This window comes from Proteus sp. fly-1089 (genome assembly GCF_040138965.1).
Classification (GTDB): Bacteria; Pseudomonadota; Gammaproteobacteria; order Enterobacterales; family Enterobacteriaceae; genus Proteus; species Proteus vulgaris_B.
In genome coordinates this window covers 383,357-395,777 of the sequence record NZ_JBEETS010000002.1, presented here as the reverse complement: position 1 = coordinate 395,777, position 12,421 = coordinate 383,357, and the positions used below count along the sequence as shown (strand labels likewise).

11 protein-coding genes are annotated in these 12,421 nt (G+C 39.1%); 9 read left to right on the top strand and 2 right to left on the bottom strand.

Annotated elements, in window-relative coordinates; genetic code table 11:
• Positions 1-35: 35 nt before the first annotated feature.
• Positions 36-1,175 carry a molecular chaperone DnaJ gene (gene dnaJ / locus ABN080_RS08260; RefSeq protein ID WP_164525931.1) on the top strand — a complete coding sequence of 380 codons (1,140 nt, stop codon included), beginning with the start codon at positions 36-38 and terminating at the stop codon, positions 1,173-1,175.
• 75 nt (positions 1,176-1,250) lie between these two features.
• Here dnaJ and ABN080_RS08255 read toward each other — a convergent pair whose 3' ends face one another.
• Entirely contained in the window at positions 1,251-2,096 is an 846-nt protein-coding gene (locus ABN080_RS08255; protein WP_196553499.1) for a DMT family transporter, read from the bottom strand.
• Positions 2,097-2,544: 448 nt separating this feature from the next.
• On the opposite strand from ABN080_RS08255, the gene nhaA reads away from it, so the two are divergent.
• Together nhaA and nhaR are read left to right on the top strand one after the other, a co-directional pair.
• Complete coding sequence (nhaA, locus tag ABN080_RS08250) at positions 2,545-3,723, top strand: Na+/H+ antiporter NhaA (RefSeq protein ID WP_196553500.1); 1,179 nt, start codon at positions 2,545-2,547, stop codon at positions 3,721-3,723.
• Positions 3,724-3,913: 190 nt separating this feature from the next.
• On the top strand, positions 3,914-4,834 hold the full coding sequence (gene nhaR, locus ABN080_RS08245) for a transcriptional activator NhaR (protein ID WP_196553501.1): 921 nt from the start codon (positions 3,914-3,916) through the stop codon (positions 4,832-4,834).
• 72 nt (positions 4,835-4,906) lie between these two features.
• On the opposite strand, the gene rpsT is transcribed toward nhaR, so the two are convergent.
• Positions 4,907-5,167, bottom strand: coding sequence for a 30S ribosomal protein S20 (gene rpsT / locus ABN080_RS08240; protein WP_004248964.1), 261 nt, complete (start codon positions 5,165-5,167; stop codon positions 4,907-4,909).
• Positions 5,168-5,597: 430 nt separating this feature from the next.
• On the opposite strand from rpsT, the gene ribF reads away from it, so the two are divergent.
• The 6 genes from ribF (at position 5,598) to dapB (ending at position 12,417) form a co-directional block, all read left to right on the top strand.
• Positions 5,598-6,527 carry a bifunctional riboflavin kinase/FAD synthetase gene (gene ribF / locus ABN080_RS08235; protein WP_115350507.1) on the top strand — a complete coding sequence of 310 codons (930 nt, stop codon included), beginning with the start codon at positions 5,598-5,600 and terminating at the stop codon, positions 6,525-6,527.
• A gap of 41 nt (positions 6,528-6,568) precedes the next feature.
• On the top strand, positions 6,569-9,379 hold the full coding sequence (ileS, locus tag ABN080_RS08230; RefSeq protein ID WP_349440808.1) for an isoleucine--tRNA ligase: 2,811 nt from the start codon (positions 6,569-6,571) through the stop codon (positions 9,377-9,379).
• A gap of 3 nt (positions 9,380-9,382) precedes the next feature.
• Positions 9,383-9,898 carry a signal peptidase II gene (lspA, locus tag ABN080_RS08225; RefSeq protein ID WP_196553503.1) on the top strand — a complete coding sequence of 172 codons (516 nt, stop codon included), beginning with the start codon at positions 9,383-9,385 and terminating at the stop codon, positions 9,896-9,898.
• 69 nt (positions 9,899-9,967) lie between these two features.
• Positions 9,968-10,438, top strand: a complete 471-nt coding sequence (gene fkpB / locus ABN080_RS08220; protein WP_349440807.1) for an FKBP-type peptidyl-prolyl cis-trans isomerase — start codon at positions 9,968-9,970, stop codon at positions 10,436-10,438.
• Entirely contained in the window at positions 10,419-11,372 is a 954-nt protein-coding gene (ispH, locus tag ABN080_RS08215; protein WP_072069462.1) for a 4-hydroxy-3-methylbut-2-enyl diphosphate reductase, read from the top strand. Before fkpB ends, ispH begins: the two co-directional genes overlap by 20 nt.
• A gap of 223 nt (positions 11,373-11,595) precedes the next feature.
• Entirely contained in the window at positions 11,596-12,417 is an 822-nt protein-coding gene (gene dapB, locus ABN080_RS08210) for a 4-hydroxy-tetrahydrodipicolinate reductase (RefSeq protein ID WP_197269558.1), read from the top strand.
• Positions 12,418-12,421: the final 4 nt, after the last annotated feature.

Sequence of the window (12,421 nt, the reverse complement as noted above, 5' to 3'; positions counted from 1 at the left end):
CTACGCCCGTGTGCTTATGTCAAGGGTAATCTAGAATGGCAAAAAGAGATTTTTACGAAGTTCTCGGTTTAAGCAAAAACGCCGATGAAAAAGAAATTAAACGTGCATATAAGCGTTTAGCAATGAAATATCACCCAGACCGTAATCAGGGTGATAAAGAGTCAGAATCAAAATTTAAAGAAATCAAAGAAGCCTACGAAATTTTAAGTGATGCACAAAAACGTGCAGCTTACGATCAATATGGTCATGCTGCTTTTGAGCAAGGCGGATTTGGTGGCCAAGGTGGTGGTGGTTTCGGTGGTGGCGCTGACTTTGGTGATATTTTCGGTGATGTTTTTGGTGATATTTTTGGTGGTGGTCGCCGTCAACAACGAGCATCACGGGGATCTGACTTACAATACAACATGGATTTAACGCTTGAAGAAGCGGTTCGTGGTGTAACCAAAGAAATTCGTATACCGACATTAGAAACTTGTGATAAATGCCACGGTAGTGGTGCTAAAGAAGGTACCTCGGCTGAAACATGCTCTACCTGTCATGGTGCGGGTCAGGTTCATTTACGTCAAGGTTTCTTCACTGTACAACAAGCATGTCCAACGTGTCATGGTCGCGGTAAAGTGATTAAAGAGCCTTGTTCTAAATGTCATGGTGATGGTCGTGTTGAGCGTTATAAAACACTGTCTGTTAAAATCCCAGCTGGCGTTGATACAGGGGATCGGATCCGTTTAAGCGGTGAAGGTGAAGCGGGCGAGAATGGTGCACCAGCAGGCGATTTATATGTACAGGTTCATGTTCGCCAACATCATATATTTGAGCGTGATGGTAATAACCTTTATTGCGAAGTTCCGATTAACTTTGCGATTGCTGCCTTGGGGGGCGAAATTGAAGTTCCTACACTAGATGGCCGTGTAAAACTTAAAATCCCAGCAGAAACGCAAACGGGCAAAATGTTCCGTATGAAAGGTAAAGGTGTCAAGTCTGTACGTAGTAGCACTGTCGGTGATTTGATGTGCCGTGTTGTTGTTGAAACACCTGTTAAGCTCAATGAAAAACAAAAAGAGTTAATGGAACAACTTGGTGAATCATTTGGTGGTAAAAGTGGTGAGAAAAATACACCGCGCTCTAAAAGCTTCCTAGATGGTGTGAAAAAATTCTTTGATGATTTAACGAAATAATTTTTATTACTCCTTTCAAAAAGGCCTGATGACAGTATTTATCATCGGGCCTTTTTATTTGAATGTGGCTCAAGATTATCCCATCTTGATGGCGACAATACCGGCTAAAATGACTAAACACGCTAATAATTGTTTGCGGTTAAATTGTTCTTTTAGCAAATAAACAGATAAAACCATGGCAAATAGTACGCTGGTTTCTCTTAATGCCGCCACAAGCACAATAGAAGCATGGCTCATTGCCCATATCACTATGCCATAACTGATTAATTGCATGACACCACCTAAAAATGCGGGCTTCCAATAATTTTTTATTTTAGTTTTTAAGTGTTGGCGATAACGAAGCCATGCCAGCAAATACATTGCGATACCATTTAAAAAGAAGAGCCATAAAATATAAGCAAAAGGTGTTTCTCCCACTCGGGAGCCATTACCATCAGATAGGGTATAACTTGCGGTAAATAATGCGGTAAGGAGCGCAAAAAAGAGAGCATCTTTACGTAAATTAAGCGTCGCTATTTTTCGGCTACGTGAAATAAGGATAATACCTAAAATAATCAATAAAATGCCGATTAAGCCAGTAACAGGAAGTGTCTCATGAAAAAGAAAAAAACCAAGAACAGCGGTCATTAATGGCGCACTACCACGAGAAATCGGATAGACCTGATTAAAGTCTGCCAAGGTATAACACCGGCTTAAAGAAAGGGTGTACCCAATATGAAATAGGACGGAAAGAATAAGCCATTTCCATGCTCCTATATCGGGAAGTCCAACCCAAAACAGAGCTGGGATTGTCACAATACCTGAAAAAAAGGTAAGTAACGAGATCCCAAGAAATCGATCACTACCTACTTTGACTAATGCATTCCAACATGCATGGAAGACAGCGGCAAATAGCACAGCAATAAAAACGGTAATCGACATATTGATAGAGGCCTTTGTACTAAAGCGAAAATTATTTTTATAAAACCATAACACAATGGGTAAATAGTGAAATATATAACATTTTTTTCCTCATAATCTAAGGGTGTTATAAACGGAAAAGATAAATATAGTATTATTTTTTGATAATTAAAAATTAATATGTTTGATCTATTTTATCGATTGGTGTCATTTATTAAATTAGATGCTTATTTTTAACAATAATTAAAAAAATTATATATTTATTAATGCGTTATAAATTATTTTTTAAATTATTGTTTTGTTTTTTTATTAAGAATTAATGTTTATTAATTTCGACTATCTATCTTGTTTTACTTAATATTTCTCAATTAACTCGAAAAATACGAATTGTTATCCATAAATAAACTGTTTTTTACGAATCCATGGTTAGCATATTATTAACAAGATTAGTAATTTTGAGGTTAATATTATGACGGCAATTATTAGACAATTTTTGAGATTAGAGGCATCAGGCGGTATTCTTCTGATTATTGCTGCTATTATCGCATTGATTATGGCGAATACACCTCTAAGTGCTTTGTATAATGAGTTTTTATCTATTCCTATTATGCTCAAGTTTGGTGCATTCGAACTTGATAAGCCATTACTACTTTGGGTAAATGATGCCTTAATGGCTATTTTCTTTTTGGTGGTTGGATTAGAAGTTAAGCGTGAATTAAAAGAAGGCTCTTTAGCTCAACGTGATAGAGCCATTTTCCCTGCAATTGCTGCTGTAGGAGGAATGTTAGCTCCTGCATTAGTTTATCTTATGTTCAATCATACCGATCCTATTGGGCAACAAGGTTGGGCAATTCCAGCGGCAACAGATATTGCATTTGCATTGGGGGTGATGGCGTTATTAGGTAAGCGTGTCCCTGTTGAATTAAAGGTTTTCTTATTGGCTTTGGCGATCATCGATGACTTGGGCGTTATTGTGATTATTGCACTCTTTTATTCAAAGAGTATTGCACTGATGCCATTGGCTTTGGCTGGGGTGATTGTAATTGCTTTGGGCATAATGAACTGGCGTAAAGTTGGTAATACCGCCGCTTATTTAGTTCTTGGGTTTGTTTTGTGGGTGTGTATTTTAAAATCGGGTATTCATGCCACTATTGCGGGTGTCATAGTTGGATTCATTATCCCATTAAGAAATAAAGAAGGTGATTCGCCTTCTGAAGAATTAGAGCATGTGTTACATCCTTGGGTTGCCTATTTAATTTTGCCACTCTTTGCATTTAGTAATGCGGGGGTTTCCTTAAATGGTGTGACATTAGATGGCATGTTATCCGCATTACCGTTAGGTATCGCATTAGGACTATTTTTGGGTAAGCCGATTGGAATTTTCCTCTTTAGTTGGGTTTCGGTAAAACTAGGCATTGCAAAATTACCAGATGCGATTAATCTTAAGCAAATATTTGCAGTATCTGTGCTCTGTGGTATCGGTTTTACTATGTCTATCTTTATCGCAGGATTAGCATTTGATGGTGCAAGTGAAGCTTATAATACCTACTCTAAGCTGGGTATTTTAGTAGGTTCAACGGTAGCTGCAGTTGTGGGATATTTGTTGCTTCGTTCTGTTTTACCGAAGTCAAAAACGAAGTCAATATAAGGAAATTTATTACGGATTTGAGTTTCTCAACACAATAAATACCGAGCTATATATTTAAATCTACGGTGCAATACAGTGTATTGTGCCGTAGATGTTTTTATGAGGATTGGATGCAAGGAAAGCCAATCGCAAACTAATGCGTTATTACATAGTCTGTGTTTAATGCACAGAAGTTGAAAGGAAGATAACTATGCGGGTGTCACATCTCAATTTTAACCATCTTTATTATTTTTGGCATGTGTGTAAAGAAGGCTCTGTTGTAGGTGCAGCAGAAGCTCTGTATCTGACACCTCAGACAATTACAGGGCAAATTAAAGCATTAGAAGAGAGATTGGGTGGTAAGTTGTTTAAACGCCAAGGAAGGGGGTTAGTTCCTTCAGAATTGGGACAGCTTATTTTTCGCTATGCCGATAAAATGTTTATGTTAAGCCAAGAGATGCTGGATATCGTCAACTATAGTCGTGAATCGAACTTGTTGTTTGATGTCGGTGTTGCGGATGCATTATCTAAACAATTAGTCAGTCGCGTATTAGAAACGGCCGTGATTGATCATGAGCAAATCCATTTGCGCTGTTTTGAATCAACGCATGAATTATTATTAGAACAATTAAGCCAGCATAAGCTGGATATGATTTTATCGGATTGCCCAGTAGATTCTTCACAACAAGAAGGCTTGTTTTCTGTAAAACTCGGTGAATGTAATATGAGTTTCTTTTGTAGCCATCCACTTCCTGAAAAACCGTTTCCTGAATGTTTAGAAGAGCGAAAATTACTGATCCCTGGTCGTCGATATATGTTAGGTCGCCATTTGTTAACGTGGATACGTAATAAGAATCTGCAAGTGGAAATTTTGGGAGAGTTTGATGATGCTGCATTAATGAAAGCATTCGGATTAAATTATAATGCCATTTTTGTAGCACCTTCACTGTATACCGATGAAACTTTTGCTCATAGTAATATCGAAGAAATTGGAATGCTTGATACAGTAAAAGAAGAGTATTACGCGATTTTTGCAGAGAGAATGATCCAGCATCCAGCGGTTCAGCGCGTTTGTAATACTGATTTTTCAGATCTTTTTAATGGGAATAAGAAGAGTATTGTAAATCCATAAGTGAGTATGGTTAAAAAGTAGAAAACAAAAAACCGGCATAAGCCGGTTTTTTATAACACAAGAAAGCAAATATTACATTGCTTTGATTTGTGCTTGCAGATTAGCTTTATGACGTGCTGCTTTATTCTTATGAATTAAGCCTTTAGTTGCCTGACGGTCAACAATCGGTTGCATGTCATTAAATGCTTTTTGTGCTGCTTCTTTATCACCTGAAGCAACTGCTGCGTATACTTTTTTGATGTAAGTACGCATCATAGAACGACGGCTTGCGTTGTGTTGACGACGCTTTTCAGACTGAACCGCACGCTTCTTAGCTGATTTGATATTAGCCAAGTTCCAACTCCCAAATATATTCTAGCGAGGACAAATACAAAGGTGAAGGAATATGCCTTTTCAACCTAAGTTTGTCAATGGATTTATACAAAATTAGCGTCGTTGTACGCGACACTTGTTTCGTTGTGATGGCGCAAGATTTTATCAGTTAAGGCGGGTAGAATACAGTCTTTTGAGTGAAAAAATCATCAAAATCGTGTATATGAGTAATAAATAATAGATTCTAAGAGGATCTACGATTGATTTTATGCGATTTTATAACCAAGAAGCGAGTGATAGTCCATTTTTGTTTGATGTGAGCAATCAAATTTAAGAACAACAGTGAATCGACTTGTCGAGATATTACTCATCAATAAACATTGATATATTGGGTTACTCTCAAGCCTTTGACAAGGTATAATCCAATAATTTCCACGGTATTGAGCCAGTTATGGAGCTAATTCGCGGTATACAGAATATTAGAGCGCTACATCATGGTTGCGTTTTAACAATTGGGAATTTTGATGGTGTCCATCGAGGCCATCAGGCATTATTGAAACACTTGAAGCAAGAAGCCTCACAGAGAGGATTACCCACGGTTGTGATGACATTTGAGCCTCAACCACTTGAGTTTTTTTTACCAGAAAAAGCACCAGCACGTCTGACTCGTTTACGAGATAAGATAAAGTATTTGGCTGAATGCGGTATTGATTACCTTTTGTGTGTCAAATTTGATAAACAATTTGCGGCACAAACACCCGAAGAGTTTGTTTCATCTCTACTGGTCGATAAATTAGGGGTGAAATTTCTTGCTATTGGTGATGACTTTCGCTTTGGCAAAAATCGTGAAGGTGATTTCCATTTTTTACAACAAGCAGGTGTTCGGTATGGATTTGACGTCGCAAATACAGAAAGTTATTGCGATAAGGGGTTACGTATCAGTAGCACCGCAGTAAGAGAAGCGTTACTCAATGATGATTTAGTTCTTGCTGAATCACTTCTTGGACACCCTTACAGTGTTTGTGGGCGAGTTGTTCATGGTAATGAATTGGGTAGAACTATTGGTTTTCCGACAGCCAATATTCCAATGAAGCGCTTAGTTGCACCAGTGAAAGGTGTTTATGCCGTTGATGTCTATTTATCAGATAATCAATTACCTTTGCCAGGTGTGGCAAATATCGGAAGTCGTCCAACTGTAAAAGGAAAAGGCGTACAATTAGAAGTTCATTTAATCGACGTTAATATGGATTTATATGGACGTTGTATTGATGTTGTGTTACGAAAGAAATTGCGTAATGAACAGCGATTTGCATCATTGGATGCATTGAAGCAGCAAATCGCAGATGATGTGGCTACTGCTAGGGATTTTTTATCGCAGTAGTCGGAGTCATAAACTAGCGGAAAATTGGAACTGAGAATCGAATGAGTGACTATAAAAATACCCTGAACTTACCAGAAACAGGGTTCCCTATGCGCGGGGATTTAGCAAAGCGCGAGCCAGAGATGTTATCACGTTGGTACAAAGAAGGTTTGTATCAAGCTATTCGTCAGGCGAAAAGTGGTAAAAAAACATTTATTTTGCATGATGGCCCTCCATACGCCAACGGCAATATTCATATTGGTCACTCAGTAAACAAAATTCTCAAAGATATTATTATTAAATCCAAAGGGCTGTCAGGTTTTGATTCTCCGTACATTCCAGGATGGGATTGTCATGGATTACCTATTGAACTAAAAGTTGAACAAATCGTAGGTAAACCAGGAGAGAAAATATCTGCAGCACAATTCCGCGAGGAATGTCGTAAATACGCTTACGAACAAATTGAAGCACAGAAAAAAGATTTCATTCGTTTAGGTGTTTTGGGTGATTGGGATAAACCTTATCTCACAATGGACTACAAAACCGAAGCGAATACTATCCGTGCTTTGGCGCGTATCATTGCAAATGGTCACCTATTAAAAGGTGCTAAACCTGTTCACTGGTGTACCGCGTGTGGCTCATCATTGGCTGAAGCAGAAGTCGAATACTACGATAAAACATCCCCTTCTATCGATGTGCGTTTCACCGCCGTAGATTCAAAAGCCGTTGCTGCTAAATTTGGCTCAGCAACAGATAAACCAATTTCTTTGGTTATCTGGACAACAACGCCTTGGACATTACCTGCTAACCGCGCTATCGCTTTAAATGCAGAATTTAATTATGCCTTAGTCTCATTTAATAATGAGTGTTTGATTTTAGCCGCTGATCTTGTTGAATACGTCATGAAACGTATTGGCGTAACTGACTGGGCTGTTTTAGGTGAATGTAAAGGTACAGATCTAGAGTTGTTGCGCTTTAATCATCCGTTTATGGGCTTTGATGTTCCTGCTATTTTAGGTGATCACGTTACTTTAGAAGCAGGTACAGGGGCTGTTCATACTGCACCAGGTCATGGTCCGGATGACTTTGTGGTTGGTCAAAAATACGGTTTAGAAGTTGCAAACCCAGTTGGGCCAAATGGTTGTTATTTACCTGGCACTTACCCAATATTAGACGGTGTTTTTGTTTTTAAAGCGAATGATGTCATTGTTGAGTTGCTAAAAGAAAAAGGCGCTCTGTTACATCACGAAGCGATGCAACACAGTTATCCTTGCTGTTGGAGACATAAAACTCCAGTTATTTTCCGTGCCACACCACAATGGTTTATTGGCATGGATAAAAATGGGTTGCGTCAACAATCATTAAAAGAGATCAAGGGTGTTAAATGGATACCTGATTGGGGCCAAGCACGAATTGAGTCAATGGTTGAAAACCGCCCTGATTGGTGTATTTCTCGTCAACGTACTTGGGGTACTCCAATGTCTCTGTTTGTTCATAAAGAGACACAAGAGCCACATCCACGTACTTTAGAGTTGATGGAAGAAGTTGCAAAACGTGTTGAAGTTAGCGGTATCCAAGCATGGTGGGATTTAGATATTCGTGACGTGTTGGGTGATGAAGCTGACGATTACATGAAAACACCAGATACGCTGGACGTATGGTTTGACTCAGGATCAACACACTCAACCGTTGTTGATGCTCGCCCAGAATACCATGGTAATTCAGCCGATATGTATTTAGAAGGCTCTGACCAACATCGTGGTTGGTTTATGTCTTCGTTGATGATCTCAACGGCAATCAAAGGTAAAGCACCTTACCGCCAAGTATTAACACATGGTTTTACCGTAGATGGACAAGGCCGTAAAATGTCTAAATCTATCGGTAACACAGTAAGTCCTCAAGATGTGATGGATAAATTAGGTGCTGATATCTTACGTTTATGGGTTGCCTCAACAGATTATACAGGTGAAATCGCCGTATCTGATGAGATCTTAAAACGTTCTGCGGATACTTATCGTCGTATTCGTAATACTGCACGCTTCTTCTTAGCAAACTTGAATGGTTTTGATCCTGCAAAACATCAAGTTAAGCCAGAAGAGATGGTCACGTTAGATCGCTGGGCCGTGGGGCGTGCGCAAGCTGCACAAGCAGAAATTTTAAAACATTATGAAAACTATGATTTCCATAATGTTATTCAACGCTTAATGCAATTCTGCTCAGTGGAAATGGGTTCTTTCTATCTAGATATCATTAAAGACAGACAATACACAGCGAAAAGCGACAGTGTTGCTCGTCGTAGTTGCCAAACAGCATTATTCCATATCAGTGAAGCATTAGTTCGTTGGATGGCGCCAGTTATGTCATTCACTGCTGATGAAATCTGGAATGAACTGCCAGGTGAGCGTGCAAAATATGTCTTAACTGAAGAGTGGTATACTGATTTATTTGGTTTAGATGCATCAGAAACCTTAAATGACGATTACTGGGCTGAATTACTGGCTGTTCGTGGTGAAGTCAATAAAGTGTTAGAGCAAGCACGTACAGATAAACAACTACGTGGCTCTTTAGAAGCATCAGTCACACTGTATGCAGATAACGCTTTAGCAGATAAATTAAATGCATTAGGTAATGAACTGCGTTTTGTTTTATTAACATCTCAAGCGACAGTAGCTGATATTAGTGAAGCACCAGAAACAGCATTAGCCTCTGATATGGCGGGTTTAAAAATCGCCTTTAATAAAGCAGATGGCGAAAAATGTCCTCGTTGCTGGCATTATGCGACAGATATCGGTCAAGTAGCGGAACACGCTGAATTATGCGGACGCTGTGTTACTAACGTAGCCGGTAACGGTGAAGAACGTAAGTTTGCTTAATTAATGAAGAAAACACTTTGCTCTACAGGTTTACGCTGGTTGTGGTTAGCAATTGCTGTAGTGGTGTTGGATTTAGGAACAAAACAGTATTTCATGCAGACATTTCGTCTGTATGAATCTGTTGCTGTGATGCCTTTTTTCAATTTCACTTACGCACATAACTATGGTGCTGCCTTTAGCTTTTTAGCGGATAAAGGGGGATGGCAACGTTGGTTTTTTGCACTGATTGCATTAGCAATCTGCATTACTTTATTAGTAATGATGTATAAAAATAAAGCGAACGCCAAACTAAGTAACATTGCTTATGCGCTTATTATTGGCGGAGCATTGGGTAATCTTTCTGATCGTCTGATCCACGGGTTTGTTATCGATTTCCTTGATGTTTATGTCGGAGATTGGCATTGGCCCACTTTTAATATTGCTGATATGGGTATTTGTATTGGTGCTGGACTTATTATCATTGAAAGCTTTTTCCCTGATAAAAATGTCAGTCCGCAAGATACAAAAAAGCAAAAGTAATCAGACAATGAGTTAACTAAAATAACCCCTGCCTTATGGCGGGGGTTACGCTTAATAGAAGGTATTAGTATGGTTATGCAGGTACTCAACAATAGTGCGGTATTGCTGAATTTCACTTTAAAATTAGCCGATGGCTCTGTTGCTGAATCTACGCAAGCACATGGTAAACCCGCTCTTTTTCGTTTAGGTGATGAAAGTTTATCGCCAGCCTTAGAAGCTGAATTATTGGGGTTATCAACGGGAGATAAAAAAACTTTTACGCTTGCGGGCGAACATCTTTTTGGTAAATACAACCCTGACTTGATCCAATACTTTATGCCTTCTGACTTTGCAGAGTCTGGGGTGCCAGAAGCTGGCACTATCATGCTATTTACAGCAATGAATGGCAGTGAAATGCCGGGCATTGTAAAAAATGTCACTGAAGATTCTGTCACGGTTGATTTTAATCACCCATTAGCGTCAGAAGAAGTGACATTTGATATTGAAGTTGTCAGCATCAATCCTGAGGAGGAAACAACACATGCAAATATTGCTGGCTAACCCACGAGGCTTTTGTGCGGGTGTTGACCGAGCTATCAGCATTGTTGACCGCGCTCTGGAAATCTATGGCGCACCTATTTATGTTCGTCACGAAGTGGTTCATAACCGTTATGTAGTTAACGATTTACGCGAACGTGGCGCTATCTTTATTGAAGAAATTTCAGAAGTACCCGATAACGCGATTTTAATTTTTTCGGCTCATGGTGTTTCTCAAGCTATTCGTCAAGAGGCTCGTTCACGTAATTTAACAATGCTTTATGATGCAACTTGCCCATTAGTAACTAAAGTTCATATGGAAGTAGCTAGAGCTAGCCGTAAAGGTAAAGAGGCGATACTAATCGGTCATGCAGGGCATCCCGAAGTTGAAGGTACAATGGGGCAATACAATAACCCTGAAGGAGGGATGTATTTAGTTGAGTCACCTGCTGATGTCTGGAAGCTAACAGTCAAAGATGAAGACAATCTTTGTTTTATGACCCAAACAACACTTTCTGTAGATGATACATCTGAAGTTATTGATGCTTTAAATGCACGTTTTCCCAAAATTATTGGGCCTCGTAAAGACGATATTTGTTATGCAACAACCAATCGTCAAGAAGCGGCGAGAGAACTTGCTGAAAAAGCAGATGTTGTTTTTGTTGTTGGTTCTAAGAACTCATCAAATTCAAACCGCTTAGCAGAATTGGCTCAGCGTGCAGGAAAACCTTCTTATCTTATCGATAGCTTTGAAGATATTGATGAGTCATGGGTGACTAATGTCAATATTGTCGGAGTGACTGCAGGAGCTTCTGCCCCTGATATTTTAGTACAGCAGGTATTAGAGCGTCTAAAAAGCTTTGGTGCTGATGAAGTGATCGAATTATCAGGGCGTGAAGAAAATATTGTTTTTGAAGTACCTAAAGAACTTCGACTTGATTATAAAGTTATCGAATAAGACATCTAGAAAGCGTGGTTTTTAAAGCAGAGTTTAAATCTCTGCTTTTTTTATACCTAAAGTTAAATGAATAATCATGCTATTCATCTCTTTTACTGATAATTAGCGCTGTTTGGTGTGTTTTTCTTATCTAGAACGTTAAATACTGGCATCAAACGGATGACATCGTTAATCTGTAAATAATAAATAGAGATCATAAGCATTGTTAAGGAGAAATTTAGTTATGTCTGCAAAAGAACTTCGTCTTGCTGTTGTAGGTGCTGGTGGACGCATGGGACGCCAATTAATTCAGGCAATTTCTCAACAAGAAGGAACTGTGCTAGGTGCTGCTTTTGAACGTACAAATTCTTCATTAATTGGCTCAGATGCGGGCGAGTTGGCTGGCATTGGCCATATCGGTGTCACGGTAACTGATAACTTATTAGCACAAGCTAATGCATTTGATGTATTAATTGATTTTACACGTCCAGAAGGCACGCTTTCGCATATTGAATTTTGTGTAGAACAACAAAAAGGTATGATTATCGGTACGACAGGCTTTGATGATGAAGGCAAGAAAGCCATAGATGATGCAGCAAAAATCATCCCTATTGTGTTTGCAGCCAACTTTAGTGTTGGTGTTAATTTGGTGCTTAAATTACTTGAAAAAGCCGCTAAAGTGATGGGATCTTATAGTGATATTGAAATTGTAGAAGCGCACCATCGCCATAAGGTTGATGCACCATCAGGCACAGCATTAGCAATGGGTGAATCTATTGCAGATGCATTAGGTCGTGATCTTAAAGAGTGTGCCGTTTATGAGCGAGTAGGGCATACGGGAGAGCGTGACCCTAAAAGTATTGGTTTTGCTACTATTCGTGCAGGTGATATTGTGGGTGAACATACTGCGATATTTGCCGATATTGGCGAAAGAGTCGAGATAAGCCACAAAGCTTCTAGTCGAATGACATTTGCAAATGGTGCAGTAAAGGCTGCTGTTTGGTTAAGCTCTAAAAAATCAGGCTTATATAACATGAAAGATGTTCTTTCTTTAGAGGATTTGTGATTTA